Origin of the sequence: Paracoccus aurantiacus (genome assembly GCF_007993065.1) — a bacterium.
In the GTDB taxonomy this organism is placed as follows: Bacteria; Pseudomonadota; Alphaproteobacteria; order Rhodobacterales; family Rhodobacteraceae; genus Paracoccus; species Paracoccus aurantiacus.
Genome location: NZ_VOPL01000002.1, coordinates 331,483 through 357,219 on the forward strand (window position 1 = coordinate 331,483; position 25,737 = coordinate 357,219).

28 protein-coding genes and 1 tRNA gene are annotated in these 25,737 nt (G+C 63.2%); 18 read left to right on the forward strand and 11 right to left on the reverse strand.

Annotated elements, in window-relative coordinates:
• Positions 1-2: 2 nt before the first annotated feature.
• A complete protein-coding gene (locus FQV27_RS07120) occupies positions 3-1,538 on the reverse strand; it encodes a DNA cytosine methyltransferase (RefSeq protein WP_186827243.1) in 1,536 nt (511 codons plus the stop codon).
• A gap of 67 nt (positions 1,539-1,605) precedes the next feature.
• Here FQV27_RS07120 and FQV27_RS07125 point away from each other — a divergent pair, with 67 nt between their 5' ends.
• Positions 1,606-2,106 carry a very short patch repair endonuclease gene (locus FQV27_RS07125; protein ID WP_147097167.1) on the forward strand — a complete coding sequence of 167 codons (501 nt, stop codon included), beginning with the start codon at positions 1,606-1,608 and terminating at the stop codon, positions 2,104-2,106.
• A 920-nt stretch (positions 2,107-3,026) separates the two neighbouring features.
• Here the strand turns inward: FQV27_RS07125 and FQV27_RS07130 are convergent.
• The 6 genes from FQV27_RS07130 to def (FQV27_RS07155) form a co-directional block, all read right to left on the reverse strand.
• Positions 3,027-3,572 (reverse strand): hypothetical protein, encoded by a 546-nt coding sequence (locus FQV27_RS07130; protein ID WP_147097168.1) that lies wholly within the window; start codon positions 3,570-3,572, stop codon positions 3,027-3,029.
• Between the two features lie 142 nt (positions 3,573-3,714).
• Complete coding sequence (locus FQV27_RS07135) at positions 3,715-5,013, reverse strand: tyrosine-type recombinase/integrase (protein WP_186827244.1); 1,299 nt, start codon at positions 5,011-5,013, stop codon at positions 3,715-3,717.
• Positions 5,014-5,138: 125 nt separating this feature from the next.
• Positions 5,139-5,212 (reverse strand) — tRNA-Gly (locus tag FQV27_RS07140).
• A 50-nt stretch (positions 5,213-5,262) separates the two neighbouring features.
• Entirely contained in the window at positions 5,263-6,156 is an 894-nt protein-coding gene (gene fmt / locus FQV27_RS07145) for a methionyl-tRNA formyltransferase (protein ID WP_147097170.1), read from the reverse strand.
• 58 nt (positions 6,157-6,214) lie between these two features.
• Positions 6,215-6,718, reverse strand: coding sequence for a peptide deformylase (def, locus tag FQV27_RS07150; protein WP_147097171.1), 504 nt, complete (start codon positions 6,716-6,718; stop codon positions 6,215-6,217).
• Positions 6,718-7,245 carry a peptide deformylase gene (gene def / locus FQV27_RS07155; protein WP_147097172.1) on the reverse strand — a complete coding sequence of 176 codons (528 nt, stop codon included), beginning with the start codon at positions 7,243-7,245 and terminating at the stop codon, positions 6,718-6,720. Before def (FQV27_RS07155) ends, def (FQV27_RS07150) begins: the two co-directional genes overlap by 1 nt.
• Before the next feature lie 71 nt (positions 7,246-7,316).
• Between def (FQV27_RS07155) and FQV27_RS07160 the strand changes: the two genes are divergently transcribed.
• Genes FQV27_RS07160 through FQV27_RS07200 form a run of 10 tightly spaced genes read left to right on the forward strand, consistent with a single transcriptional unit; the run spans position 7,317 to position 13,368 of the window.
• The gene (locus tag FQV27_RS07160; RefSeq protein ID WP_147097173.1) at positions 7,317-8,498 is read left to right on the forward strand and encodes a MalY/PatB family protein; all 1,182 of its coding nucleotides are present in this window, start codon (positions 7,317-7,319) and stop codon (positions 8,496-8,498) included.
• A gap of 9 nt (positions 8,499-8,507) precedes the next feature.
• On the forward strand, positions 8,508-9,071 hold the full coding sequence (locus FQV27_RS07165) for a L,D-transpeptidase family protein (protein WP_246133025.1): 564 nt from the start codon (positions 8,508-8,510) through the stop codon (positions 9,069-9,071).
• Positions 9,072-9,080: 9 nt separating this feature from the next.
• Entirely contained in the window at positions 9,081-9,293 is a 213-nt protein-coding gene (locus tag FQV27_RS19005; protein WP_222611672.1) for a GNAT family N-acetyltransferase, read from the forward strand.
• Positions 9,294-9,329: 36 nt separating this feature from the next.
• Positions 9,330-9,545, forward strand: coding sequence for a GNAT family N-acetyltransferase (locus FQV27_RS19010; protein ID WP_222611673.1), 216 nt, complete (start codon positions 9,330-9,332; stop codon positions 9,543-9,545).
• A 39-nt stretch (positions 9,546-9,584) separates the two neighbouring features.
• Positions 9,585-10,208 carry a CDP-diacylglycerol--glycerol-3-phosphate 3-phosphatidyltransferase gene (gene pgsA / locus FQV27_RS07175; protein WP_147097174.1) on the forward strand — a complete coding sequence of 208 codons (624 nt, stop codon included), beginning with the start codon at positions 9,585-9,587 and terminating at the stop codon, positions 10,206-10,208.
• Positions 10,205-10,456, forward strand: coding sequence for a molybdopterin converting factor subunit 1 (moaD, locus tag FQV27_RS07180; protein WP_147097175.1), 252 nt, complete (start codon positions 10,205-10,207; stop codon positions 10,454-10,456). Before pgsA ends, moaD begins: the two co-directional genes overlap by 4 nt.
• Positions 10,456-10,893 carry a molybdenum cofactor biosynthesis protein MoaE gene (locus FQV27_RS07185; protein ID WP_147097176.1) on the forward strand — a complete coding sequence of 146 codons (438 nt, stop codon included), beginning with the start codon at positions 10,456-10,458 and terminating at the stop codon, positions 10,891-10,893. Before moaD ends, FQV27_RS07185 begins: the two co-directional genes overlap by 1 nt.
• Entirely contained in the window at positions 10,884-11,408 is a 525-nt protein-coding gene (locus FQV27_RS07190; protein ID WP_147097177.1) for a hypothetical protein, read from the forward strand. The genes FQV27_RS07185 and FQV27_RS07190 overlap by 10 nt, the downstream gene beginning before the upstream one ends.
• 51 nt (positions 11,409-11,459) lie before the next feature.
• Positions 11,460-12,830: a glutamate--cysteine ligase gene (locus FQV27_RS07195; RefSeq protein WP_147097178.1), complete on the forward strand. Its 1,371-nt coding sequence runs from the start codon at positions 11,460-11,462 to the stop codon at positions 12,828-12,830.
• Between the two features lie 7 nt (positions 12,831-12,837).
• Entirely contained in the window at positions 12,838-13,368 is a 531-nt protein-coding gene (locus FQV27_RS07200) for a hypothetical protein (protein ID WP_147097179.1), read from the forward strand.
• Between the two features lie 10 nt (positions 13,369-13,378).
• On the opposite strand, the gene FQV27_RS07205 is transcribed toward FQV27_RS07200, so the two are convergent.
• Positions 13,379-14,221 carry a uracil-DNA glycosylase gene (locus FQV27_RS07205; RefSeq protein ID WP_147097180.1) on the reverse strand — a complete coding sequence of 281 codons (843 nt, stop codon included), beginning with the start codon at positions 14,219-14,221 and terminating at the stop codon, positions 13,379-13,381.
• Between the two features lie 101 nt (positions 14,222-14,322).
• On the opposite strand from FQV27_RS07205, the gene FQV27_RS07210 reads away from it, so the two are divergent.
• From FQV27_RS07210 to FQV27_RS07230, 5 genes are all read left to right on the forward strand, one after another.
• Entirely contained in the window at positions 14,323-15,288 is a 966-nt protein-coding gene (locus FQV27_RS07210) for an aspartate carbamoyltransferase catalytic subunit (RefSeq protein WP_147097181.1), read from the forward strand.
• The gene (locus tag FQV27_RS07215; protein ID WP_147097182.1) at positions 15,281-15,868 is read left to right on the forward strand and encodes an aspartate carbamoyltransferase catalytic subunit; all 588 of its coding nucleotides are present in this window, start codon (positions 15,281-15,283) and stop codon (positions 15,866-15,868) included. The genes FQV27_RS07210 and FQV27_RS07215 overlap by 8 nt, the downstream gene beginning before the upstream one ends.
• Entirely contained in the window at positions 15,865-17,127 is a 1,263-nt protein-coding gene (gene pyrC, locus FQV27_RS07220; RefSeq protein WP_147097183.1) for a dihydroorotase, read from the forward strand. Before FQV27_RS07215 ends, pyrC begins: the two co-directional genes overlap by 4 nt.
• Positions 17,124-17,708: a glycerol-3-phosphate 1-O-acyltransferase PlsY gene (gene plsY / locus FQV27_RS07225; RefSeq protein ID WP_147097184.1), complete on the forward strand. Its 585-nt coding sequence runs from the start codon at positions 17,124-17,126 to the stop codon at positions 17,706-17,708. Before pyrC ends, plsY begins: the two co-directional genes overlap by 4 nt.
• A 63-nt stretch (positions 17,709-17,771) precedes the next feature.
• A complete protein-coding gene (locus FQV27_RS07230; protein WP_147097185.1) occupies positions 17,772-18,506 on the forward strand; it encodes a dienelactone hydrolase family protein in 735 nt (244 codons plus the stop codon).
• A 179-nt stretch (positions 18,507-18,685) separates the two neighbouring features.
• Here the strand turns inward: FQV27_RS07230 and FQV27_RS07235 are convergent, their stop codons facing one another.
• Complete coding sequence (locus FQV27_RS07235; RefSeq protein WP_147097186.1) at positions 18,686-20,014, reverse strand: HlyD family type I secretion periplasmic adaptor subunit; 1,329 nt, start codon at positions 20,012-20,014, stop codon at positions 18,686-18,688.
• On the reverse strand, positions 20,011-21,750 hold the full coding sequence (locus FQV27_RS07240) for a type I secretion system permease/ATPase (RefSeq protein ID WP_147097187.1): 1,740 nt from the start codon (positions 21,748-21,750) through the stop codon (positions 20,011-20,013). Before FQV27_RS07240 ends, FQV27_RS07235 begins: the two co-directional genes overlap by 4 nt.
• A 150-nt stretch (positions 21,751-21,900) precedes the next feature.
• Here FQV27_RS07240 and FQV27_RS07245 point away from each other — a divergent pair, with 150 nt between their 5' ends.
• Together FQV27_RS07245 and FQV27_RS07250 are read left to right on the forward strand one after the other, a co-directional pair.
• Positions 21,901-22,608 carry an MlaA family lipoprotein gene (locus FQV27_RS07245; RefSeq protein WP_246133026.1) on the forward strand — a complete coding sequence of 236 codons (708 nt, stop codon included), beginning with the start codon at positions 21,901-21,903 and terminating at the stop codon, positions 22,606-22,608.
• 22 nt (positions 22,609-22,630) lie between these two features.
• A complete protein-coding gene (locus tag FQV27_RS07250; protein ID WP_246133045.1) occupies positions 22,631-23,191 on the forward strand; it encodes an MlaC/ttg2D family ABC transporter substrate-binding protein in 561 nt (186 codons plus the stop codon).
• Positions 23,192-23,269: 78 nt separating this feature from the next.
• On the opposite strand, the gene FQV27_RS07255 is transcribed toward FQV27_RS07250, so the two are convergent.
• Positions 23,270-25,648, reverse strand: a complete 2,379-nt coding sequence (locus tag FQV27_RS07255; RefSeq protein WP_147097190.1) for a transglycosylase domain-containing protein — start codon at positions 25,646-25,648, stop codon at positions 23,270-23,272.
• Positions 25,649-25,737: the final 89 nt, after the last annotated feature.

The window sequence follows — 25,737 nt, forward strand, 5'->3', positions numbered from 1 at the left end:
TTTCACCCAGCAACACTCGACAAGACCAGTTCGGCGATCTGGCGAGCCAGAAACGGCGGTACGGCATTGCCAACCTGGACATACTGCTGCGTGCGGTTGCCGAGGAACAGGTAATCGTCGGGAAAAGTTTGTAGACGAGCGGCCTCGCGGACAGTCAGGCTACGACACTGGATCGGATCGGGGTGAATGAAGTAGTGGCCATCCTTCGAGATGTGGCTCGTGATCGTGGTCGATGCCTCGTCCGCCAGTTGAACCCGGAAGCGGTCATTGAACACACCGCTGTGCCAGTTGCGGTGATCGGGGCTGAGCACCAGAGGAAAATCGGCGGCCTTCGGGCTGTAGCCACGAACGGTCCCGAACACGGCAGCGAACAGGTAGCGACCCAGATCCGACGTCATGTGCCCGCGCGTCTCGTGCTGGGCGATCGCGCGAAGTTCCGGTCGCTCGATCCACTGCAGCAACTCATCGTTCGAAGTGCCGTAGCCGTCTGGCAACCGTGACGCGGCCCGAACGATAGGCGGGTTTTCCTTCACTCGCTCCGAAACGGTCAGGAACGCTTCGCGGAGCGCACGTTTCTCCTTCCCCTTGGAGATGCCGGCCAGCAGCTTTGCGGCGTCGAGGACCTCTCCGCGCCAGGCAGCCGCGTCGTCGCGCCCGCGGCTGATACCGCTTCGCAAGGCGGGCATCGTTTCGATGACCTCGCTGACGGTCCTCGCCATCCCGGACACAGCGATCTCCGCATCGGCGGCCCGTCCTGCGAGGTCCGAACGGATCCCGACAATGATCACCCTGTGACGACGCTGCGGAACACCAAACGCCTCGGCGCGCACGATGAAATCCGAAGGCTGTGCCGCCTCCTGCAGGCTGGCCTTGCCATCCTCGACCCGGACGGCACGAAGTTCGTAGTGATGGGCATGGCCCGTGCCGAGCGAGGACAGATCCTCCATCAGCATCTCGAAGACAAGCCGGCTCTCGACGGTCGACGAAAGCATGCCCTTGACGTTTTCCATAACGAAGGCGGCCGGGCGAAGCTTGTCGAGGACCCGGATGTACTCGCGAAAGAGGTAGTGCCGCGCATCCTCCTCCGGGACGTAACCGACCTTGCCTCTGGAGCGAACGCGTCCCACCAGGGAATAGGCCTGACAGGGCGGGCCGCCGATCACGATCGTGTCGTCGTACTTCGCTTTCAGCGTCGCGATGGCGCCATCTATGGCGGTCGCCGCAGCCCCGGTGCCGAGCTCGAGCGCGCGGGCTTCGTCGATGGCATGCTTCCACGCTTCGGCATCGACGGCTGACCAGTTCGGTTCGGATGCCAGCCCGGAATGGAAATCGATGAACTCTTTCGGCAAGACGCCATGACGTGCACGGTACTCGCGCAGAAAGGCACGCAGTGTCAGGGTCCGATGGGCCGACGCCTCCTTCTCGACCGAAATGCCGATCCGGAACGGCGCATGGCCGTCCTCGACGAGGGAAGCGAACCCCTCGCCAAGTCCGCCCGGGCCGGCGAACAGATCGACAATGCCGAAAGTGGCAGGCAAATCATGCTCCTGACGAATTTCATTCAGCCGGTGTATACCAGGTTCAGGGACGAAGACCAGGACGGATGTGACCGATATCGTGGACAAGCAGACCCGATCCCGGATGATGTCGGGGATCAGGGGAAAGAACACCAAGCCAGAGCTGGCTCTCAGGCGGGCATTGCACGCGCGCGGTTTTCGTTTCAGGCTTCATTCCGGCAAGGTTCACGGCCGGCCGGACCTTGTCCTTCCGAAGCACCGGGCCGTGGTCTTCGTGCACGGCTGCTTCTGGCACCGACACGAGGGGTGCCGCTACGCGACCGTACCGGCAACCCGGCCGGAGTTCTGGCGGAAGAAGTTTGAGGCGAATGTCGCTAGGGACAGCGCCGTTGGTGCAAAACTCCTCGAAGACGGATGGCGAGTGGCCACAGTGTGGGAGTGCGCATTGCGGAAGCCGGATAAGGTTAGTGCCACAACTGATCGCCTCGCGGCCTGGCTGCTCGCGCGGACGGTCGGCATTGAGATCGGTGAAGGGGGGGATGTATTTCAAGCGGGATCGTCGCTACGGATTAAGGAATGCGGCTGCTGAACCCTCACCCCGCCCCCTCACCGACATGGATATCGTTCGATTTCGGTTCCTTCTCGAGGCGTGCCCCTGAAATCGAAGCGTTCAACAGGAAAGTATTTAACCGTAGCAAATTCAATGGTTTGTAAAGATTTCACCAAAACGGGCAGTCATGAGGTCCGGAGAATACTGGCCTGCAGAAACCGCTTCTAGGCCACCGGCGACGGGGCAAGTGCTCAGCCCTACCCTCATAACCCTTCGAAAACAACGAGAAAGTCCGGTCGGAGCCTGATCCGGAGAACGCTTTCGCGACGGCATGTGGCGGTGCGATTGGGATTCGAGCGTCCGGTTTGTTGGAATTGCTCAGTGTGTTTGTACTCGCGCGAACGACCGCTTCCCGCCTCGATCAGTTGGTTGACGCGAGAAGGCGAGAAGCCCGATAGTGCTTCAATGCTTAGCAGCAGGGTTTACAACAACAACCGCAACCGAAACCGCCAGTGTTGGAGGCCTGCAGATCGTCTTGTGCAGCGCGCCTGCAAATGACCCCACGCTACGAAGCTTGGGAAGGACCCAAGGGCGCCTTGGCGGTGGTTCGCATGTTCCGGGTACCTAAGTTGTGATTGCGGCGGTCATGGCGTTGAGCTGTCAAACATCCGGGGCATGTGGTTCATGTTTTTGCGTTCGATATCGTCAAGCGTTTCGGCGATGGCTAACGAATTCGGGACGGGCGCTTTCTTAGGGCTAATACCGGACAGGTCCTGCCCAGGCTCTCTGATGCTAGCGATCGCGGTTCGCGCGGCTGGACCTTTCAGAATTAAGCGGCAGGCATCTGCTCCTAGCTCGCGCCGCCACAAGCCCCGTTGTCGCAGCCTTCAACCGGCGTCCCCTTTCGCCGGGCGCACTATCGCAACGTGATAACGAGCAACAGAACGCAGCGCGATTTGTCAACGCATTTTTTTGGGGTCCGCTGTTTTTTTCGGTTTCGGTTCCTGTTTGGCCGGTTCGGGGGCTTCCATCATGCCCAATTCAACGGCCATGGCGGTTGCGGCGTCCACAACCCCGGCCAGCATCTTGAATTGCCGGACATTGGACCGGGCGAAGCCCATGGCGGCGATTAGTTGCGCCACTGACAGCCCGTCAATGGCAATGGCGCGCATCAGGTCACGGTGACTGATGGACTTGGCCCCAATGGTGACACGGCCGCCGCTGATCGCCCGATCAAGGCGGCGCCAGAAATCCACCTGTTTGACGGCATGGAACTGGCGGCCTTCCTTGGCGGCACTTCTCGCCCCGGATCGGGTGACGGCTTCGGGATCGGTGGCGCCGCCCGCTTCCACCTGTTCAACGGCCATGGCATAGGCGCCGATCAGCCGGGCGGCATTCGCGCCATCGTTTTCCTTCAGGTCCAGCCGGTCGGCCGCTTCGCGCCTTAGGGGGCGGGCAGAGATGCGAAGCGCAGTTTCATTCGCGGGCGTCAGGCTTACGTTCATTCAGCTTCCTTTGGGCTGCAAGAAAAAGAGCAATTGACCAACAGAGTCGACAGGCCACCTGTCAAGCGCAAATTGCATCCGACTGGGTGATGCGCGAAAGCGCTTCTACAGATGATTAGATTTTATGTGCTGGCCTGCAGCACTAGAACGAAATCGGCCTCAAGACCTTGGCCCGCTTTTCCATCGAGCCGCCCCGGCCATAATCCGGCCGGTGGTATTTGTGCCCCATCAATTCGGCCCTGATCCGGTCATCGACCCCGGCCTCGGTCATCCGATCTTCAAAACTATGGCGCAAACAATAGGCGGAATGCTGCGGCGTTTCCCGCAAGCCGTTTTCGCGAAGATACTTGCCAACCGCCGCCGACCAACTGTCGGACTTGCCGACATAGCGCGCTACGCCGCCTCGCGCCACGATGCGCCGGGCGGCATCCAACGATACCCCCACCAGCGGGATTTGCCGGGGCGAAGTTTCGGTTTTCACAGCCCGGTTTTCATTCTCGCGGATATCCAGATAGGGGATTTCGGCATCAACCGCGAAATCGGCCAGCCCGGCGCCAATGATTTCATTCGGTCTGGCGCCGGTATTGACCATCACCAGCAAGACGTCGCGCGCCTCCTCGTTCATCCGATCCAGAGCGCCGGGCGCCAGCAGTCGCTGCCTGATCCAGTCAGCCGAGAAGGGCAACCGTTTCGTGCGGCGCTGGTCGTCGCGAAAGCGCAGTTTGGCAAAGGGGCTTTCCGCCTTGATCGCGTGATATTCGGTCCATGTGCTGAACAGATCGGAAAGAAAACCGATTTTCTTGTTGGCCGTGTTGCGCGTCAACTTGCCTGGCCCGGTGATGCGGCCATCCAGCCATTTGCGGAACGCCTGAGCATCGGCCCTAGTGATCTCCAGTATCGGGCGGTCTTCGCCAATAACGGCGACGAAATCAGCAACAGCGGTCTCACGCGGCTGCCGCCAGCGCTTTCGCTGGTCGTCCGAGAACTTGGCCAGCCGGTCGATTGCGGAAAACTCCATCATTTCGCGCAGGGCCTCGGTGATCTTTGTCGCTGGTGGCTCGATGCCACCCAACAGCGCTATTCCCTCCACCAACGGCGCATAACTACCATCCGGCCGGATCAGTGCCTCAAGTCGCGTCAGGACTTCCTCAAGGCTTGCATCGGCCGCCAGATCGGCGGCGGGCCGATACCTGAACCCCCGTGCGGCAGCCAGTTTCTTGGCCGCATCGAAGGCCGTGGCGGCATCGCCATGTTCGCCGGCTGCGAGAGCCTTCCAATAGGTCAGAAACTCGGCCCGGATTGCTGGCTCTTTCGAGTGCGCCTCGCGCTCAGAATCGGTGAACAGCGCCCGACGCACCTGCGCCCGCGGGTCGATATGCGCAAACCGGCGCGGCACCCTCATGACGAAGTAGAAGTGATTACGATGCCGCGTGATGCCCATTGAACAGCCCGAATGTTGATGCAATTGTTGATGCATACTTCTAGGCTGATGCGGGTTAATTTTCCATTAATAGCAGTAAATTACAGCAATTTCTGGTGTTTCCAGGTGCGCGAGACTTGGAATTTTGGAGCGGGTGATGGGAATCGAACCCACGTATTCAGCTTGGAAGGCTGCTGCTCTACCATTGAGCTACACCCGCGACGCCGACCCTTTTAGGGCCAGTAGCTGACCCGCGCAAGGGACTGTCGCTTAATCAATTCGCGCAGGCAGGGTCAGCCCTCGCAGGATTTCCGCGGCAAGCATTGGGCGCTTTCCAGCGCGCTGGGCCTCCAGCACCTCGATGGCGCCTGTGCCGCAGGCGATACGGAAACCACCCAGCACCTCGCCGGGCTGTCCGGCGCCTTCTGACAGCCGGGACCGCAGCAATTTGACCCTTTCGCCCGCGATGTCGCACCAGGCACCGGGGAAGGGGGACAGGCCCCGAATTTGCCGGTCAATCTCGACCGCAGGTCTGGTCCAGTCGATCCGGGCCTCGGCCTTGTCGATCTTGGCGGCATAGGTGACGCCGTCGTCGGACTGCTGCTGCGCCGGCAAAGGCAGCCGTCCCAGCACATCGACGATAAGGTCCGCGCCCATCTCTGACAGCCGGTCATGCAGATCGGCCGTTGTCAGATCGGGCGTGATCGGCGTCCGAGCTTCTGCCAGCACGGGGCCGGTATCCAGCCTCGCCTCCATCTGCATGATTGCCACCCCGGTTTCTGCATCGCCTGCCATGATCGCCCGGTGGATCGGCGCCGCCCCCCGCCAGCGCGGCAGGATCGAGGCATGGATATTCAGGCACCCAAGGCGTGGTGCGTCCAGCACCGCCTGCGGCAGAATCAGCCCGTAGGCAACCACCACCGCCACATCGGCACCAAGTGCCGCGAACTCTGCCTGCGCTTCCTCGCCCTTCAGGCTGCGAGGGTGACGGACAGGAATACCCAGCTCCTCGGCGGCTTGCTGCACCGGGGACGGTCGCGGCTTTTGCCCCCGCCCCGCCTCTCGCGGCGGCTGGCTGTAGACGCAGATCACCTCATGCGCGGCGGCAATCCTGCGCAATGCCGGAACCGAGAAATCGGGCGTTCCCATGAAAATAACCCGCATCGCGCACTCTTTCATTCTGATTCAAATGTCCCGGGGTCCGGGGCTGGTCCCGGTCGGCCTATCCGCGCTTTGACAGCTTCGCCGATTTCGCGACCAGCATCTTGCGGCGCAGCGGCGTCAGATGATCGACATACAGCTTGCCATTCAGATGGTCGATCTGATGCTGGACCGAGGTCGCCCAAAGCCCGACGAAGTCGCGGTCCTCGACCTCTCCGGCGTCGTTCAGGAAGCGCACGGTGACAGCACGGGGACGGGTGATGCGGGCGAAGACGCCGGGCAGATTCGGGCTTGCCTCGTCATGGTCGCGGAACTGGACGGATTCGTGCAGGATTTCGGGGTTCGCCATCCGCACCGCCTGACCGCGCTTGTCCGAGGCATCGACCACCGCCAGCCGCAGCATGATCCCGATCTGCGGCGCGGCCAGACCCACGCCCGGCATCGCCTCCATCGTGTCGACCATGTCGTCCCAGATCATCCGCACCGATTCCGTCACCGCCTCGACCGGCTGGGCGGGTGTATGCAGGCGTTTGTCCGTGTAAGGCAGGAAGGGCCGTGTCGGCATCAGGCCTGCTCGCGCGCGCGTTCGCGCTTCAGCTTGACCATCTTGCGGGTAATCATCTGGCGGCGCATGGCGCTGATATGGTCGATGAACAGCACACCGTCGAGATGGTCGATCTCGTGCTGGGCGCAGGTGGCCCACAGCCCGTCGAATTCGTCTTCGTGCTGCTTCCCATCAAGCCCTAGCCAGCTGACCCTGACCTCTGCCGGGCGCGTCACCTCGGCATAGTGATCGGGGATGGACAGGCAGCCTTCCTCGTACACGTTTTCGCCTTCGGATTCCCAGGTGATCTCCGGGTTGATCAGTACCATCGGGCGCGGCTCTGCCTCTGGGTCGCGTTGGGCGTCCATCACGAAAAGACGGCTGAGCACGCCGACCTGCGGCGCCGCCAGACCGATGCCCGGCGCATCATACATGGTGGCCAGCATATCCGCCGCCAGCGCCTCGATTTCCGGGGTGATGCGGGCGACGGGTTCGGCGGCCTTTTTCAGGCGCGGATCGGGATGCAGCAGGATCGGGCGTATTGTCATGCTTGTGATCTAGGCGAAGGCTTGGCGCGGCGCAATAAGCCGCCTATCCATGTCACGGACAGGAGGCCCACATGACCACACCGAATTTCGACGAAATCATCGAACGCCGCGGCACGAACTGCAACAAATGGGACGATATGGAAGCCGTCTATGGCGTGCCCGCTGATGGTGGTCTGGCGATGTGGGTGGCAGACATGGACTTCCGCCCGCCCGCATCGGTGCAGCGCGCGCTGGAAGGGCTGGTCGCGCATGGGGTCTATGGCTATCCGTCGCAGAACCCGGATTATCTGCCCGCGATCCATTGGTGGATGCAGAACCGGCACGGCTGGGAAATCGATCCCGACTGGATCGTCACGGCACTTGGGCTGGTGAACGGCACCGCGCTGGCGATTGCAGCCTTCACCGATCCGGGCGACCGGGTAATTCTGATGACGCCGGTCTATCACGCCTTTTCCCGCGTTATCCGGGCGCAGGGCCGCGAGGTTGCCGAGTTTCCGCTCGCCCGCGAAGACGACCGCTATGTCTTCGACTGGCAGGCGTGGGAAAAGCTGCTGACGGGCCGCGAAAAAATGCTGATCCTGTGCAGCCCCCATAATCCCGGCGGGCGGGTCTGGACGCCACAGGAACTGCGCGAGGTCGCCGATTTCTGCAAGGCCCATGACCTGCTGCTGGTCAGTGACGAAATCCACCACGATCTGGTCATGCCGGGCCACAAGCATACGGTCATGGCCAATGCGGCCCCCGATATTGCCGACAGGCTGATCACGCTGACGGCGGCGACCAAGACATTCAACCTTGCGGGCGCGCATGTCGGCAACGCAATCATCTCCGATCCGAAGCTGCGCGCGGCTTATAAGGCGCAGATGCTGGGGCTGGGCCTGTCCACCGGCATGTTCGGCACTGACATGGTGACGGCTGCCTATTCCCCGGAAGGGGCGGCATGGGTGGATGCGCTTATCCCTTACCTTGATGCGAACCGGCGGCTGTTCGACGACGGGGTGAATGCGATCCCCGGTCTGTCATCCATGCCGCTGGAGGCGACCTATCTGTCATGGGTCGATCTGTCCGGCACCGGCATGACCCCGGACGAGGTGAAATCGCGGGTTGCGAAGGATGCGAAGATCGCTGCGAATGCGGGCGAGACTTTCGGGCTGGGGGGCGAGGGCTTTCTGCGCTTCAACCTCGCCACCCCGCTCGCCAATGTCGAAGCGGCGGTGACACGGCTGCAATCCGCATTCGCCGATCTGCAATAGGGGACGAACTTGCTGCGTCTGCTGTTTCTGCTGCTGATCGGCTGGCTGCTCTGGTCGATGCTGGGTCCTGAAACGATCCGCACGCCCGTCGGTCCCGACCCGCAGCGACCCGTCACGCGTCCGGAAAGGCCGGATCTGACCCGGCCCATTCAGGGCAATATCGACCGCATCCTGATCGAAAAGGGCGCGCGGCGGCTGACGGTCTATCAGAAGGGCGATCTGGTGCGCGAATACCGTATTGCGCTCGGCTTTGCGCCGGATGGGGACAAGGTCAAGCAGGGGGACGGCAAGACACCTGAGGGCGTTTTCAAGGTCGACCGCCGCAATGATCGCAGCAAGTTCCACCTGTCGCTCGGCATCGACTATCCGCAGGCCGACGACCGCAAACGCGCGCGCGACGGCGGCTACAGCCCCGGCGGCGACATCTTCATTCACGGCCAGCCCAACCAGATCGCCGAGGGCTATCGCGTCAAGGGCGACTGGACTGAAGGCTGCATCGCCATCGACAACCACCAGATCGAAGAACTTTTCGCCGCCACCCGCATCGGCACCGAAGTCGAGATCCGCCCCTGAAAGGAAACCATGCCCGATATCACCCTGCGCAGCGCGCGCCCCGACGATGCCGCAGGCATGGCAGCCGTTCAGAACGCGATTTTCGATGCCGGCCTGCGCAAGACCGCCGTTGACGAGGACCGGATGCGCGCGCTGTATCTGAACCATCCGAACACCATCCGCCTGACGATTGCCGAACGTGAAGGCAAGGTGCTGGGCTTTCAGTGGCTTGGCACCGCGTGACCCGACAATGAATATGGCGTCGCGCCTGGCTGGGGGATGATCGGCACCCATATCCGTCCCGATGCGGGGCGCAGCGGCATTGGGCGGCGGCTGTTCGCGGAAACGCTTGCAGCGGCGCAGGGTGCGGGGTTGCGACATATCGACGCCAGCATCGGTGACGACAACGCGCCGGCATTCGCCTATTATCAGGCGATGGGCTTTCGGCCTTATCGCAAAAGTGAAGGCCGTACCCCGCACCGGCTTGACCTGTAACCTCTTCCCGCGACGCGGCAATATCACTAGGTTGCACGCATGACCTGGACCATACCGAATATCCTGACCATCCTGCGATTGATCGCGGCACCTGGCCTGCCGTTGATGTTTCTGTATTTCCACCGCCCCTGGGCGGATTGGGCGGCGCTGGCTCTGTTCCTGTTGGCCGCCATAACCGACTGGTTCGACGGCTATCTGGCGCGGGCATGGAACCAGCAAAGCCGCTTCGGCGCGGCGATGGACCCGATTGCCGATAAGGCGATGGTGCTGATCGCGCTTGTGGTGATCACCGGTTATTCCGGCATGAACCCGTGGCTGATCCTGCCCGCAACCGTGATCCTGTTCCGCGAGGTGTTCGTGTCGGGTCTGCGCGAATCGCTTGGGGATAAGGCGACGGAACTGGCCGTGACCAAGGTTGCGAAGTGGAAGACAACGACCCAGATGGTTGCGATCTCGGTGCTGTTTCTGGGCACGGGGCTTGCCTATGTCGAACATGGTCGCCCGCCGCTGGTCGGTGAAACGGGCCTGCCGGGCGATTTGCGGTGGTCCTCGATCGCGACCTTTATCGGGCTGATCCTGATCTGGATCGCGGCCGGGCTGACCGCGTGGACCGGATGGGATTATTTCCGCAAGGCCATGCCTTACCTGCGGGGGCCGAAATGAAGCTGGATGTGCTGTATTTCGCCTGGATACGCGAACGCATCGGCGAGCCGCGCGAAGAGATAGAGACCGGGGCCGAGACGGTGCGCGATCTGGTCAGCCAACTTGTCGCGCGGGGCGAGCGATACGAGGCCGCGCTTTCCGAGGTGAAATCCTATCGCGTCGCCGTCGATCAGGAACTGGTCGATTTCGACCACCGGCTGGATCACGCGCGTGAGGTCGCGTTCTTTCCGCCGATGACGGGCGGCTGATGCTGATCCGCATCCAGCCCGCGCCGTTCGAACTGGCCGCGCTGCTGGACGGCTTCGGTGCGGGGGCAGGGGCGATCGTGACCTTTTCAGGGATCGTTCGCGATGACACTGGCCAGATGGTGGCGCTGGAACTTGAACACTATCCCGGCATGACCGAGAAGTCTGTGACCGCGATTGCGGAACAGGCGCAGGCCCGCTGGAACCTGACCGATCTTGCCGTCATCCACCGTTACGGCCGTTTGTCCGTGGGCGAGGCGATCATGTGCGTCGCTACCGCCGCCCGCCACCGTGCCGAGGCATTCGAGGCGGCCGAATACCTGATGGATTATCTGAAATCCCGCGCCCCATTCTGGAAACGAGAGATCGGCCCCGACGGCCCCGGCGATTGGGTCGAGGCGAAGGCTGCGGATGAAGACGCGCTGAACCGATGGGACTGATCCGCCCCGAACTGGCCCGCTGGCTGGCCCCGCGGCGCGAATTCATCGCGTCCGCCCTGGGCATCGCGCTGTCCGGCTGGATTGCAAGCCGGGGCGGCTGGTTCTTCGCGCTGATCGGTTTCGCTTGCTTCGCGATCTGCGCAGTCTGGATGCTGGGCAGCTGGCGGCGGCTGGCCTTTTTGCACGACATCGCAGCGCCCGGAGTCGTCGAGGTCGATGAGGGTGCTATCCGCTATTACGCCGCCCGCGCGCTCGGCGGCACCGTCGCGCTGCGCGATCTGGCCGAGATACGGCTGCTCAGGCTGAACGGACGCGATCACTGGCGGCTTCGGACGCGGGCCGGAGAGGCGCTGCTGATCCCGGTCGAGGCCAAAGGGGCCGAGCAGCTTGCCGACGCGTTTACAGCGCTGCCGGGACTTGATCTCGGGCGGGTTTCTGCCGCGCTGGCGCAGAAAGGCGGCCCATCCTTGCGTGTGGTCTGGCAGGCCCCGGCTACGCTGCCTAAGTCGGGTTGACTTAGGCCTCTGGCCGCGCCACCTGTCAGCAGAACCAAACGAGGGCCAGATATGTCCATTCCCCAGCAGGGCGGCGGCCCGATCGAACGGCGCGAGCAGCTTGCCGAATACATATCCTCGGGCGAGAAGACGCGCGACGATTGGCGCATCGGGACCGAGCACGAGAAGTTCGGCTATTGCAAGGATGACCTGCTGCCGCTGCCCTATGATGGGGAACGCTCGATCAAGGTGATGCTTGAAGGCCTGCAGCAGCGCTTTGGCTGGGACCCGGTTTTCGAACAGGACAAGATCGTCGGCCTGCAGCGCAACGGGGCCAATGTCAGCCTGGAACCCGGCGGACAGCTGGAGCTTTCGGGCGCGCCCCTGGAAACGATCCATCAGACCTGCGACGAGGTGAACCAGCATCTGGCCGAGGTCCGCGAAGTGGCCGAACATATCGGCGCGGGCTTCATCGGTCTTGGTGCCGCCCCGATCTGGCGCGAGGATCAGATGCCCATGATGCCGAAGGGCCGTTATGCGCTGATGACGCCCTATATGAAGACGGTCGGCACGCTTGGGACGCAGATGATGTATCGCACCTGCACCGTGCAGGTTAATCTCGATTTTGCGTCCGAGGCCGATATGGTCCAGAAGCTGCGGGTATCGCTGGCGCTGCAGCCGGTCGCGACGGCGCTGTTTGCGAATTCGCCTTTCCTCGATGGCAAGCCCAACGGCTATAAAAGCTGGCGCGCGCATATCTGGCAGAACCTTGATCCGGCGCGGACAGGGATGCTGCCTTTCGCCTTCGAGGATGGCTTCGGCTATGAGCGATGGGTCGACTACGTTCTCGATGTGCCGATGTATTTTGTCTATCGCGACGGGAAATACATCAACGCGCTTGGGCAGAGCTTCCGGGATTTCCTGAAAGGTGAACTGCCGGCGCTGCCGGGCGAACTGCCGACGCTGTCGGACTGGGCCGATCACATGACGACCGTTTTCCCCGAGGCGCGTGTCAAGAAATTCATCGAGATGCGGGGCGCGGATGGCGGCCCGTGGCGCAGGCTTTGTGCGCTGCCAGCGCTTTGGGTCGGGCTGCTTTATGACCAGTCGTCGCTTGATGCAACATGGGATCTCGTGAAGGGGCTGACTGCCGAAACCCGCGAGGGCCTGCGTCGCGCCGCCGCGAAGGATGCATTGCAGGGCGAGGCGGACGGCGTGAAGCTGCACGATCTGGCCCGAGAAGCGGTGAATATCGCCGAGGCGGGCCTCAAGTCACGCGCACGCGCTGGCGCGGGCGGGCTGGTTCCCGACGAAACTCATTTTCTGAACGCGCTGAAGGAAAGCGTCGAGACGGGGATTACGCCGGCGGACGAGCTTCTCGCGAAATATCACGGCGAATGGCACGGAGATTTGAATCGCATCTACGCGGAATATTCGTACTGATCGCGCCATGAGAGTTAATATTCGCTATCGCCTGATCCAATTTGTCGAAATCCTGCTTTGGCTGGGGGCCGCCGCCGGCCTTGGAACGCTGGCGCGGCGCATCTGGGCGTTGCGCGATCAGGGGTGGCGGGCAATGCTCGACCTTGCTGCGCCGGGGCTGTTGACGATCGGTGCGGTGATGGCCGTACTGGTTGTTCTGATCGGCATTTACCACAATACCCGGCGCAATGCCGATGCGCTTGACCGTCTGGCGCGTCAGGGTGCCGGGGGAATGCGTCGGCTGTCCGGGGCTGTGCGGACCGATATGGCAGCGCCTGCCCAGCCGGCCACCTCGGCCACGCATCATGCTGCGCAGACCGAAGCTGCGCGTCCGCCCGTTTTCTCTGCTGTCACTGCCCACATTGCGGGCGACCCGGCGCGCGACCTTTCGGCCCCGCCTAAATTTGGTCCGTCGCCAACCTTGCGCAGTGCCACGCAGACAGGTGCCGCTGTGCCTGTACTTCGTGGACAGTCGCGCCGTATCGGTCCGGCCTCCTGATCGGACGCCGCTAAAGCTTCAGCCGGTCGGCCAGCGACAGAAGGTCAGCCCATGCCTCTCTTTTCGCGACGGGATTGCGCAGCAGATAGGCCGGATGCGTCATCGGCAGGGCAGGGCGGCCAAACGCCTGTGTCCATGTGCCGCGCAGGCGCGTGATACCTTCACGACCCAGCGCTGCGGCACAGGGCGTGTTGCCCATCAGCACCACGATTTCGGGGTCAGCGAGTTCGACCTGCCGGCGCAGAAACGGCACGGACAGGGAAATTTCGTCAGCATTCGGGCGTCTGTTGCCGGGCGGACGCCATTTCAGGACATTCGCGATATAGACGGCGCGCGTCGAATCCGGCAGGTCGCGACCCATGCCGATGGCGCGAAGCATCTGGTCAAGCAATTGCCCCGCGCGCCCCACGAAGGGCTTGCCCTGCGCGTCCTCCTCTTCGCCGGGGGCTTCGCCGACAATCATCACGCGCGCCGCCGGATTGCCGTCCGCAAAGACGAAATTGCGCGCCCCGCGCTTCAGTTGCAGCCCATCATACCCAGTCTGAAGTTCGGCCAGATCGTCAAGGCTCCGGGCGCGGGCGGACAGCGCCTCGGCCTCTTTCAGGGCGTCCGCATGAAGGTCAAGTCCTGCCGCATGAGGCGCCGAGGTTGCAGCCGTGTTCGCGGTCGTGTTAGCGCCCGGGGGCACGATCGCGGCTGCGGCCGCGGGCTTTGGCGGCGCTGGCAGATCGGTGCGGTCCAGCGGCGCATCCAGCATCGGCTCGTCCACGCCAAGCTCTCGCTGCCATTCCAGCAACGCCAGTGCGGTCCAGCCGTCGATCTCGGCGCCGCGCCATACCAGTTCCGATTCCATGTCGTGAAACTAGGCTGCGCAGGCTTTGCCGGCAAGTCCGGCCCTTGCCGCAGCCCGCCCGGTTTGCGATAGAGAGGCGCAAGACCGCTAGGGGGTTTCCGATGACATTCCGCGCCCGCCACCTGTTGGGGATAGAACCGCTTTCACCGCCCGAAATCACCAGCATTCTCGACCTTGCGGACAGCTATGTCGACCTTAACCGGCGCACGATCAAGCATTCTGACGCTTTGGCCGGGATGACGCAGATCAATATGTTCTTCGAAAACTCGACCCGCACCCAGTCCAGCTTCGAACTGGCAGGGAAGCGGCTTGGGGCGGATGTAATGAACATGTCGATGCAGACCAGCAGCGTGAAGAAAGGCGAAACGCTGATCGACACGGCGCTGACGCTGAACGCGATGCGGCCCGATCTGCTGGTGGTGCGCCACCCGCAATCGGGCGCGGTCGATCTTTTGTCCGAGAAGGTCAACTGCGCCGTGCTGAATGCGGGCGATGGGCGGCATGAACATCCGACGCAGGCGCTTCTGGATGCGCTGACGATCCGGCGCGCCAAGGGCCGGCTGCATCGCCTGACCGTGGCCATTTGCGGTGACATCGCGCATAGCCGCGTTGCGCGGTCGAACCTGATCCTGCTTGGCAAGATGGAAAGCCGCATCCGCCTTGTCGGTCCGGCGACGCTGATGCCCGCGGGCGCCGGCGAATTCGGCTGCGAGATTTACGAAGATATGCGCGAAGGCCTTGCCGACGCCGACGTGGTCATGATGCTGCGCCTTCAGAAGGAACGCATGGACGGCGGTTTCATCCCGTCCGAGCGCGAATACTACCACCGTTGGGGGCTGGATGCCGAGAAGCTGGCCCATGCCAAGCCCGATGCGATCGTCATGCATCCGGGGCCGATGAATCGCGGGGTCGAGATCGACGGAACGATTGCCGATGACATCAACCGCAGCGTGATCCAGGACCAGGTCGAGATGGGCGTGGCGGTGCGTATGGCCGCGATGGACCTGCTTGCGCGCAACCTGCGGGCTGAACGCGGCCGCGCCATGGCCGAGGGCACTTATGTCTGAGCAGCGCCCAAGCGTTTACACGGAAAACGGCTCGACGGATTATCCGGGCTGGCAAGGCATTCTGGAGCCGGGCGAGCAGATCCTGTGGCAGGGCCAACCCGACCGCCGCTTCCGCTTCGCGCCGGGCGATCTGGCGAAATCTGCGCCCGGCCTTTTCATGACCTGCTTCTCGCTTTTCTGGATGTGGAATGCCGCACAGGGCAGCCTTGTTTTTTCGTTATTCGGTCTGTTTTTCCTGTTCGCGGGCCTTCGTGAAATGGCCAGGCCCGTCCTGTTGCCCGCCTATATCCGCTCTCGCAGCTGGTATACGCTGACCGACCGCCGCGCCATCGTGGCAACGGACATGCCGATCCGGGGCCGCCGCCTGCTCAGCTATCCCATCGACGCGGGAACGCCGATGGAATATGTCGCGGGCGATCCGCCCTCGATCCTGTTCGGGCCCGAAACCCGGAACCCGCGTAATCGCGCCGGCTTCCATTTCATCCCCGAGGCCGACCGCGTCATGGCGCTGATGCGCCGGATGCAGCGCGGCGACACCGCCCCAAGCCCCTCGGACGACGCCAGAGGACCCGCGACATGATCCTGCATTTCGAGAATGCGCGTCTGATCGACCCCGAGGCCGGGACCGACGCGCCTGGCAGCCTGACCATCGCCGACGGCTTCATCGCCGCCCGCGACGAGGCCGCGCCCGAGGGCGCCGAGGTAATAGATTGCCGCGGACGCTGCCTTGCGCCGGGCATCGTCGATTGGGGCGTGAAGATCGGCGAACCCGGAGAGCGGCACAAGGAATCCTATGCGAGCGCCGGACGCGCCGCGGCTGCGGGCGGTGTTACGACGATGATCGTGCGGCCCGATACACAGCCGCCCATCGACACACCCGAAAGCTTGTCATTCGTCGCCCGGCGCGCTGCCGATGCGCCGGTCCGTGTGCGCCACATGGCGTCTCTGACCAAGGCCCGCGAAGGGCGTGAGATGGTCGAAATGGCGTTCCTGATGGATGCCGGTGCCGTCGCCTTCACCGACGGGGTTCGGGTGATCCGCGATACCAAGCTGATGAATCGCTGCCTTGGTTACGCGCGCGGGCTGGGCGCATTGATTGTCGGCCACCCGCAAGAGCCGACGCTTTCGCAAGGCGCAGCCGCGACCAAGGGCAAATTCGCGTCGCTCTATGGCATTCCCGATGTCTCTCCACTGGCAGAGCTGATGGGGCTGGAACGCGATCTGGCGCTGGTGGCGATGACGAACGGGCGCTACCACGCCGATCAGATCACCACCGCCGCCGCGCTGCCGGCGCTTGGGCGCGCGCGCAAGGCTGGGCTCGACGTGACGGCGGGGGTCTCGATCCACCACCTCACGCTGAACGAATTCGATGTGGGCGGATACCGCACCTTCTTCCGCTTCACGCCGCCGCTGCGCGCCGAGGATGATCGCGCCGCGTTGGTCGAAGCGGTTGCTGATGGCGAAATCGACGTGATCGCCAGTTTCCACACCCCGCAGGACGAAGAATCCAAGCGTCTGCCGTTTGCGGAAGCTGCGCCGGGTGCCGTCGGGCTGCAGACCCTTCTGCCCGCGGCACTTCGCCTTTATCATCAGGGCGGGCTCAGCCTGCCGCAGCTGTTCCGCGCCATGTCGCTGAACCCGGCGCGCCGGCTCGGGCTGGATGCCGGGCGGCTGGCCGTCGACACGCCGGCCGATCTGGTGCTTTTCGATCCCGACGCGCCGTTCGTGCTGGACCGCTTCGCATTGCTTTCGAAATCCAAGAATACGCCTTTCGATGGCGCACGAATGCAGGGCAAGGTGTTGGGCACCTGGGTCGGCGGTGAAAGGGTCTTTGGATGAGCGCGGCAATCTGGGCAGTACTCGGCTATCTTCTCGGCTCGGTTCCTTTTGGCATCGTCATCACGCGCCTGCTTGGGCTGGGGGACCTGCGCCAGATCGGTTCGGGCAATATCGGCGCAACCAATGTTCTGCGCACGGGGCATAAGGGCGCCGCGCTTGCCACACTGCTGCTGGACAGCGGAAAAGGCGCGATCGCCGTCCTTCTTGCCCGCTGGCTGGGTGGCGAAGCGGCCGCCGTGCTGGCCGGGGCGGGCGCTCTGCTGGGGCATTGCTTTCCGGTCTGGCTGGGATTTCGTGGCGGCAAAGGGGTGGCAACCTTCCTTGGCACCCTGATCGCGCTGTACTGGCCGCTTGGTCTTGCGGCCTGCGCCATCTGGCTGCTGAGTGCCGCGATCTTCCGCATCAGCTCATTGTCCGCGCTCGTCTCGGTGGGGACATCGCCGCTTGTCGCATTGCTGATGGGCAAGGGCATGATCGCGGCTGCGGCGCTGTTCATGGCTGCGCTGATCTTCTGGCGTCACCGCGAAAATATATCGCGCCTTGCTGCAGGCACCGAGCCGAAGATCGGTCGCAAAGGCTGACATTCAGGGAACCCGCGCTGCCCGCTGTCTGTTCTGTTTACTCAGGGGAAAGCGAGGATCACCATGAAAATCATTGCAGCGACTGCGGCTATGGCGCTTTCGGGTGCCGCCTTCGCGGGGGAAGCCGTCGATTACAGCGCCGACGACCGCGAGTTTGAGGGCTATGTGGCGAAGGCCGAAAACCCGAAAGGCTCCGTGGTTATCATCCATGACTGGGACGGGCTGACGGACTACGAGAAGAAACGCGCCGACATGCTGGCAGAGCAGGGCTATAACGCCTTCGCTGTCGATCTTTACGGCAAGGGCGTGCGCCCCGATTCCGTCGAGGGAAACCGGGCCGAGACCGAGAAGCTTTATAATGACCGCGAAACCATGCGCGCGCTGATGAATGCAGGTCTTGCGGCGGCGGCCGAACAAGGTGTCACGACCCCGGTCGTGGCCGGGTATTGCTTCGGTGGCGCAGCGGCACTGGAGATGGCCCGCGAGCAGCCGCAGGAGGTTATTGGCTACGCCACTTTCCACGGTGGGCTCGACACGCCGGAGGGGCAGGATTACAGCGCTGCCAAGGCGCCGATCCGCATTTATCATGGCGGTGCCGATACGGGGCCGGACATGGCGACATTCGCGGGCTTCATCGACCAGCTTGAAACCGCGGGCACGCCCTACAAGGCAGAGATCTATGCCGGCGCGCCGCATGCGTTCACCGTTTTCGGATCTGATCGCTACCGCGAAGAGGCGGATCAGCGAAGCTGGTCAGACTTCCTTGCCTTCCTTGGCGAGACGATGCCCGGCGTCTGACGGCAGCGGTCGTTTTATCAGCGGCGCGTGTCGTGTCGCGCTGATGAAGGACCAAACGCTGATGAAGGACCAAGCACAGGGATGGCGGCCTCGCATGGCGCCGCTTGTCGACCGCCTGCTTAGCACCACAGGTCCCTGGTGCAGTGGCACCCGTCCACAGCAGCCTTCGCGCGCTTTCGTCAGCTTTCGCGGAAAGCGCGCGAGAAATAGTCTGCGAACGGCTTGATGAGATATGCGGCGGGGCTGCGCTCTCCGGTCTGGATATAGACCTCGACAGGCATGCCGGGGACAAGTGCCAGATCGCCCAAACGTGCCCTCTGGTCTGGCGGGATCGTCACCTCTGCCCGATAGTATGAGCTGCGCGTCGACTCGTCGGTCAGCGCATCCGCTGAAACCTGGCTGAGAATGCCGTCGATTTCAGGCGTCGTGCGCGAGTTGAACGCCGCGAAATGCAGCTTGACTGCCTGACCCTGATGAACCTCGTCAATATTGATCGGCGCGATGCGTGCAGCGATGACCAGCGGGCGGTCCTGCGGCACCAGATACATGATCGGATCGGCCGCGCGGATGACCGAACGTGGCGTCGTGACCTGCAACTGATGCACAATGCCCGCGACGGGTGCCGTAATATCCAGCCGCGACAGCTGCTCGATCAGCGAGCGGCGGCGCTCGGCAAGCTCCAGTTCCCGATAGCCCAGTTCGCGAAGCTCTGTCTCGGCCTGCTCACGCCGTTCGCTGGTCTTTTGCAAACGGGTGATGCCGATTTCGGTCTTGCGGGTTTCGGCCTGTGCCTTCATCGCCGTCAATTCGCCGATCTGGCCGTCAATGGATGCCGCCTCGCGTTCCAGCGCCAGCACGCGCGGAGCCTGCGCGAGGCCCTTTTCCAGCAGTGACCGCTGGTCTTTCAGTTCCTGTGCGATCAGCTTGCGCTGGCTTTCGGCGGCGACGGACTGTGCCGCAATTCCTTCGATCTGGCTGCCAACCTGCTGGGACTGCGTCTCAAGCTGATCGAGCGACTGCTGCAATGTGCTGCGCCGTGTCTCGAACAGGCTTTCCTGCGCGGCCATCAGATTTTGCAATTCCTCTTGCGAGGCGGAACTGTCCAGCAGAACCTGCGGAAAGCTGATCTTCGCGGCGCTATCGCGTTCCGCTTCGAGCCGGCCGCGACGGGCGAGCACTTCGTAATACTGCCCCTCGACAATTGCGCGTTCGGTGCGAAGCAGCGTTCCGTCCAGCCGGATCAGCACATCGCCCGCGGCGACTCGCTGGCCCTCGCGCACCTCGATCCGATCAACGACGCCCCCATCTGGGTGCTGTACGACTTGGCGGTGCTGTTCGACCTCGACCTGACCGGGGGCAACGACAGCGCCGGCGATCTGCGCGCCGACGGCCCAGGCGCCGAAGCCCATGAACAGCGCAAGAAGCGCCACGACACCCAGTAGAACGGGCCTGCGGGCCGACCGTGGGTCACGCGGCGCGTATCGGGAATTCTGCGTGGATTGCGTCATGCCACGCCTCCCCCGGCTTTGGCGCTTTGGATAGCCTGTGCATTCTGGACGACCGATTTCAGAACGTCATCGCGGGGTCCGAAGCTGCGCACCGTGCCGCGATCCAGCACCAGAAGCAGGTCGCATTCGGCGATTGCGGCCGGTCGGTGGGCCATAATCATCACCGCGCCGCCCTGTGCCTTGATGCGCCGGATAGCGAGGTTAAGCGCGTGCGACCCTTCATTGTCGAGGTTCGCATTGGGTTCGTCGAGGACCAGCAGCACCGGGTCCGTATAAAGCGCCCTCGCGAGGCCGATCCGCTGGATCTGGCCTCCGGACAGCTGGCCACCGGCCTGAGCCAAGGGCGTATCATAGCCCTGCGGCAGGTTGAGGATCATCTGATGCGCCGCCGCCGCAGTCGCCGCCTGAACGACGCGCGCGTCATCGGGGCGGGGTGAGAGGCGGGCAATGTTTTCCGCGACGGTGCCGTCGAACAGCGTCACCTGTTGGGGAAGATAGCCGATCAGGCGGCCAAGCTCATCGGGGGCATATTGATCCAGCGACGCGCCACCCAGCCTGATCGAACCCGCCGCGACGGGCCACGCGCCGATGACCGCGCGCGCAAGCGTCGATTTGCCCGCACCAGAGGAGCCGATCACACCAAGCGCCTGACCTGGCTTGATTTCGAACCTGACACCGCGCAGGGTCGCAACACGCTGGCCTGGCGGCACCACGCTCAGTTGGCTGACATCCAGCCGCGCCTCGGGCCGGGGCAATGCGGTTCTGTCCGGCAATTGCGGGCGACGCGACAGAAGCGCGCCCAAACGGCGCCACCCGTCCTGCGCGCGCTGAACAAGCGACCATTGCCCGACAAGAACCTCGACTGGCTGAAGCGCGCGGCCCATCATGATCGACGACGCGATCATCGCGCCGGGCGTCAGGCTTTGTTGCAGCACCAGCCACGCGCCCGCCGCAAGCATCGCGCTTTGCAGGAACAGCCGGAAACTGCGTGAAAAGACGGTATAGAACTGGCTGCTGTCCGACCCTGCCAGACCGGCTTCGGCCGCGACGCTTCGGGCGCTGCTCCACCGGGTGAAACTCGCCTCACGCATGCCGAGCGCGCCGATCAGCTCTCCCTCGTCGCGGAACATGTCGGACATGCGTTCCGCCGATTGCGACGCGACCGCACCTTCCTGTAGCGCGCGTTTGCCCGAAAGCTGGTTAAGAAAGGTGGTCGCGACGAGCACAAGCCCGCCGATTGTCGCGACAACGCCAAGCATCGGATGAAAGATATAGACCGCTGCCAGATAGAAGGGGGCAAAGGGCAGGTCGAACATCGCAAGGCTGACGGGCGACCCGATCAGGTTGCGCACCGCCTCCAGATCGCGCATTCCGCCGCGCGCAACCGCGTCGCTGCCGGTCGTGACACCGTCTTCCAGACCTGCGGCGAACACGCGTTTTTCCATGCGCTGCTGGAAGCGCAGCGCGACGCGCTGCATGATTCGTCCGCGTGCCAGATCGACGATGCCCATGATCGCGAACAGGAACACCACAAGAAGGAACAGCGCCGTCAGCGTCTCGACCGAGCGCGAGCCGAGAACCCGATCATAGACCTGCAGCATGAACAGCGGGCCTGTCAGCATCAGCATATTGACCGCAAAGGAAAACACCGCGACCGCCGCCAGCAGCCCGAAACTGCCGCCCCGCGCGGCACGCAGTTCGGCAAATCCCTGAAGTTCTCGGTCTGGGCGCGACATTGTGTTCCGATCTGATCACCGCCCGCCTTGCTCGGGCGGGCCGCGTTCCTTATTCCCGTTTCGCCGGCCCCCGGCAACTGCGGCGGCAAGAATCAGCCGGACCTAGATAGAGGCGAGATGTTACCAAACCCTTTACGCCGTGGAATTGTCATGGCCACGCTTGCTCTTTCGGCTTGTGCGACTGCTCCTGAAACCGGGATCAACGACCCGCATGAGGGCTTCAATCGCCGGATGCACGCGTTCAACAAGGGGTTCGATCAGCGAATTGTCCGGCCGGTAACATCACCCTTCAAGAACAGCGATGGCGCCTCGACCGACGGCGCGCTTGTTGTTCTGGGCAATGTCGGCGGCAATCTTGCGCTTCCTGGCAAGGTGGTGAACAGCCTGTTGCAGGGGCGGCCGGGGAAGGCCGCGCAGAATGCAGGGCGCTTTGTGGTTAACACGACGCTCGGGCTTGGCGGCATCCACGACCCGGCGGGACAGGAATTCGGCCTGACCGAGGTCGATACCGATTTCGGCGAAACGCTTCACGTCTGGGGCGCACCCGAAGGGGCCTATCTTGAGCTGCCGCTGATCGGACCGACGACCGAGCGTGATGCCGTTGGAAAGGTCGTCGATTGGGTTATCGATCCGCTTGATCACGTGCTGGATGACAACGAGGCGCGCGTCAAAACCGTGATCCGGCTTGGTTCAAAAGCCGGTGAGAGGGCGCGTTTTGGCGACACGATCGATTCCATTCTATACGGCAGTGCGGATAGCTATGCGCAGGCGCGGCTGCTGTATCTGCAGCACCGCAGATATGAACTTGGCATGGAAGGGGGCGAAATTGACCCTTACGATCCTTACGAAGACCAGTAGCCGCCGCGGCTTTCTGGGGCTGATGGCCGCTGGCGCAAGCGTCGTGGCAATGCCTGCATTTTCGCTGAACACCGACGAGGCGCGGGCCTTGATCCAGCAATCGCTGAACGAGGTTTACGCAGTCATCAATTCCGGCCAGCCACCGGCACAGATGTACAAGGCCTTCGAGGCGATTTTTGCGCGCTATGCGGATGTCGATGTAATTGCACGATCGGCGCTCGGCCCGGCCGCGCGTCAGGTTAGCCCGCAGCAGTTCGCCGCTTACAAGCAGGCATTTCAGGGCTATATCGGTCGCAAATACGGCGCGCGGTTTCGTGAGTTCATCGGCTCTCAGGTTCAGGTGACGGACGCGAAACCGGTCAAATCCTTCTATGTTGTGACCTCGGTTGCCAAGCTGAACGGGCGCGCGCCGATGCAGGTTGAATGGCATGTCTCGGACAAGTCGGGGCAAAGCAAGTATTTCAACATCGTCATTGAAGGCGTGAATATGCTTGCCGCCGAAAGGACCGAGATCGGCGCGATGCTGGCGGCCAATCGCGGCGATATCGCAGCACTGACCTCGGCGCTTCAGCAAGCCGGCTGAAAGAAGACGACTGATCGGACGAAAAAGGCGCGCCCGGGGCGCGCCTTTTTTGTTGTGGTTCCGGCGTTGGATGCCGCCTCAGTTGACGCCTTCGATCCCGCGCAGGATGTCGCTCAACGGATCATTTTGCGCGGATTCGGGCGCATTGGTCACGCCGCGCCGCGCTTCGGTCGAACTGACCGTCGTTTCGGGCGACCGGGGCGGTCCACCTTGCGTCTGCGTCTGTTGTTGCTGCGGTGCGGGCTGGCCAAGCGCCTGCGACAGCGCGTCGGCCAAGGGCTCGCCCGATCCGCTGACAACCGGCTGACCGGCAGGGGCAGAGGGGGAATCGCCCTGCATATCCGTCAGCGCCGCGCTCAGCGCGCTGGAAAGCGCGTCGTCGCCACGCACCGAAGGCGCGACCCCGTCCCCGATCCGAGAACCTTCGTCGCCGACGAATCGGCCAAGCGGCTCCATCGGCAGGCCCTCGTGTATTTCGGTCATCACAGCCTGCCAGATTTCGGCAGGAAGCCCGCCGCCGGTGACGCCGGTCAACGGCGTATTGTCGTCATAGCCCATCCAGACCCCGGTCACGAACTGATCCGTGAAACCGATGAACCATGCATCGCGATAGGACGAGGTCGTGCCGGTCTTGCCGGCGGCGTCACGCTCTCCCAGTTTGGCGCGGGTTCCCGTGCCGCCCTGAATGACGCCGCGCATCATCGAAATCAGGTTTGCGGCAGCCTGCTGCGAGATCACGCGCTGCCCCATGCCGCCAGATTTCGCGATCATCGGGCTGTCCTCGCCACGTATGCGCAGCTCGACCACGCCGTAGGGTCGCACCGCACGACCACCGTTGCGGATGCCTGCATAGGCGCCGGTCATTTCCAGCAGCGTCGAATCGAATACGCCAAGACCGAGCGAGGGCACATTGGGCAGGTCGGTGCCGACGCCGAATTCCTCGGCAATTCGCAGAACAGAGGCGCGGCCAGCCTGTTCCTGTATGCGGATCGTGGCGGTGTTCAGCGACTGTTTCAGCGCGGTGGCCATCGTCACGTCGCCATAGTAGCGGCGCGTATAGTTCTGCGGCGACCAGGGGCGACCGCCCTTGATGTTGATCGTCAGCGGCCCGTCATTGATGATGCTGTCGGGCGTCATGCCCTGATCCAGCCCGGCGGCATAGACGAAGGGCTTGAAGCTGGACCCGGTCTGACGTTTCGCCTGCGTCGCGCGGTTGAAAACACCCTGAACGACCGTATCGCGACCGCCGATCATGGCGCGGACGGCACCGTCGGCAGACAGAACCACGACCGCTGCCTCGGCTTTAGAGCCTTCGCGCACCTTCTCGTCGAAGATCTTTTTCAGCGCACGTTCGGCGGCAAGCTGCACCTTCTGGTCGAAGGTCGTCAGGATCGTCACGTCCTCGGTCGTTTCCGTCGTCAGAAAGCCCGGTCCGGATTCCATCAGCCAGTCGGCGAAATACCCGCCCGCCCGCGCCTGCGCGGCTTGCGACAGGACCGCCGGATTGGCCTTGGCCTTTTCGTATTCCGCGTCGGTGATCCGATCCTGTTCGTGCATCAGGTCAAGAACCACCGCCGCGCGGTCCTGCGCACGCTCGATATTCGATGTCGGCGCGAAATAGCTGGGCGCTTTCAGAAGACCGGCGAGCATCGCCGATTCGGCGACGCTGACTTCACTGGCATGCTTGGCGAAATACCGCTCGGATGCCGCTTCGAAACCGCGCGCGCCGCCGCCCAGATACGAGCGGTTCATATAGATGCCGAGGATCTCGTCCTTGGTGTATTTCAACTCCATCGCGAACGAGAAGGGAACTTCCTTGATCTTGCGCCACAGGCTGGTGGTCCGGCACTCGGCCTCGTATTCGGATTCGTCCTTCCAGCGCGTCGGATCGAAGGTTTCGCCAAGGCACAGCAGTTTCGATACCTGCTGCGTGATGGTCGAACCCCCGTTCCCGTCAAGCGGTCCGCGTCCTTCGGCCATGTTGATCTTGATCGCGCTGGCGATACCGCGGGGGTCGACGCCGAGATGGCTGTAGAAACGCTTATCTTCGGTCGCCACGACCGCATTGCGCAAAGAAGGTGCGATCTGGTCGGGTGCGACGTTGCCATAGGTTTCGCCGCGCCAGGCGAAGACCTTCCCTTCGCGGTCAAGCATGGTGACGCCGCCGCGTGCGCGCCCGTCAAACAGCGCCGATGCCTCCGGAAGCTGAGAATAGTAGTAGAAGGTCGCAAGCCCGACGATCAGGAACACCGTCAGGATCGAGGCCCAGATCGTGCCGAAGATTGCGCGCCATATCAGCCGGAAGAAACCGGTCACGCCACGCGAAACCGCGTTTCCGCGACGCACGGGGGCGCGCCGACCGGATTTGCCGCGCGGCGTCTTGCCGGACGGTTTCGTCGGATTTGAATAACGCCGTTCCGCCACCACGGGGCGGCGCTTGCGGGGAGGTTCTGCCATATGCCTGCGTTCCTGCACGACCGGTTCGCCCGGCCTGGTTGCGGATAGCATACACGACCCAGGCCGGGATGCGAAGTCAAATGACCCGT

What these genes read in the sequence shown, in the direction of transcription:
- FQV27_RS07130 (WP_147097168.1), bottom strand. Translation starts at nt 3,572, where the DNA reads ATGAACGTAAGCCTGACGCCCGCGAATGAAACTGCGCTTCGCATCTCT.
- FQV27_RS07135 (WP_186827244.1), bottom strand. Translation starts at nt 5,013, where the DNA reads ATGGGCATCACGCGGCATCGTAATCACTTCTACTTCGTCATGAGGGTG.
- fmt (WP_147097170.1), bottom strand. Translation starts at nt 6,156, where the DNA reads ATGCGGGTTATTTTCATGGGAACGCCCGATTTCTCGGTTCCGGCATTG.
- def (WP_147097171.1), bottom strand. Translation starts at nt 6,718, where the DNA reads ATGCCGACACGGCCCTTCCTGCCTTACACGGACAAACGCCTGCATACA.
- def (WP_147097172.1), bottom strand. Translation starts at nt 7,245, where the DNA reads ATGACAATACGCCCGATCCTGCTGCATCCCGATCCGCGCCTGAAAAAG.
- FQV27_RS07160 (WP_147097173.1), top strand. Translation starts at nt 7,317, where the DNA reads ATGACCACACCGAATTTCGACGAAATCATCGAACGCCGCGGCACGAAC.
- FQV27_RS19005 (WP_222611672.1), top strand. Translation starts at nt 9,081, where the DNA reads ATGCCCGATATCACCCTGCGCAGCGCGCGCCCCGACGATGCCGCAGGC.
- FQV27_RS19010 (WP_222611673.1), top strand. Translation starts at nt 9,330, where the DNA reads ATGATCGGCACCCATATCCGTCCCGATGCGGGGCGCAGCGGCATTGGG.
- pgsA (WP_147097174.1), top strand. Translation starts at nt 9,585, where the DNA reads ATGACCTGGACCATACCGAATATCCTGACCATCCTGCGATTGATCGCG.
- moaD (WP_147097175.1), top strand. Translation starts at nt 10,205, where the DNA reads ATGAAGCTGGATGTGCTGTATTTCGCCTGGATACGCGAACGCATCGGC.
- FQV27_RS07185 (WP_147097176.1), top strand. Translation starts at nt 10,456, where the DNA reads ATGCTGATCCGCATCCAGCCCGCGCCGTTCGAACTGGCCGCGCTGCTG.
- FQV27_RS07190 (WP_147097177.1), top strand. Translation starts at nt 10,884, where the DNA reads ATGGGACTGATCCGCCCCGAACTGGCCCGCTGGCTGGCCCCGCGGCGC.
- FQV27_RS07195 (WP_147097178.1), top strand. Translation starts at nt 11,460, where the DNA reads ATGTCCATTCCCCAGCAGGGCGGCGGCCCGATCGAACGGCGCGAGCAG.
- FQV27_RS07200 (WP_147097179.1), top strand. Translation starts at nt 12,838, where the DNA reads ATGAGAGTTAATATTCGCTATCGCCTGATCCAATTTGTCGAAATCCTG.
- FQV27_RS07205 (WP_147097180.1), bottom strand. Translation starts at nt 14,221, where the DNA reads ATGGAATCGGAACTGGTATGGCGCGGCGCCGAGATCGACGGCTGGACC.
- FQV27_RS07210 (WP_147097181.1), top strand. Translation starts at nt 14,323, where the DNA reads ATGACATTCCGCGCCCGCCACCTGTTGGGGATAGAACCGCTTTCACCG.
- FQV27_RS07215 (WP_147097182.1), top strand. Translation starts at nt 15,281, where the DNA reads ATGTCTGAGCAGCGCCCAAGCGTTTACACGGAAAACGGCTCGACGGAT.
- pyrC (WP_147097183.1), top strand. Translation starts at nt 15,865, where the DNA reads ATGATCCTGCATTTCGAGAATGCGCGTCTGATCGACCCCGAGGCCGGG.
- plsY (WP_147097184.1), top strand. Translation starts at nt 17,124, where the DNA reads ATGAGCGCGGCAATCTGGGCAGTACTCGGCTATCTTCTCGGCTCGGTT.
- FQV27_RS07230 (WP_147097185.1), top strand. Translation starts at nt 17,772, where the DNA reads ATGAAAATCATTGCAGCGACTGCGGCTATGGCGCTTTCGGGTGCCGCC.
- FQV27_RS07235 (WP_147097186.1), bottom strand. Translation starts at nt 20,014, where the DNA reads ATGACGCAATCCACGCAGAATTCCCGATACGCGCCGCGTGACCCACGG.
- FQV27_RS07240 (WP_147097187.1), bottom strand. Translation starts at nt 21,750, where the DNA reads ATGTCGCGCCCAGACCGAGAACTTCAGGGATTTGCCGAACTGCGTGCC.
- FQV27_RS07245 (WP_246133026.1), top strand. Translation starts at nt 21,901, where the DNA reads ATGGCCACGCTTGCTCTTTCGGCTTGTGCGACTGCTCCTGAAACCGGG.
- FQV27_RS07250 (WP_246133045.1), top strand. Translation starts at nt 22,631, where the DNA reads ATGGCCGCTGGCGCAAGCGTCGTGGCAATGCCTGCATTTTCGCTGAAC.
- FQV27_RS07255 (WP_147097190.1), bottom strand. Translation starts at nt 25,648, where the DNA reads ATGGCAGAACCTCCCCGCAAGCGCCGCCCCGTGGTGGCGGAACGGCGT.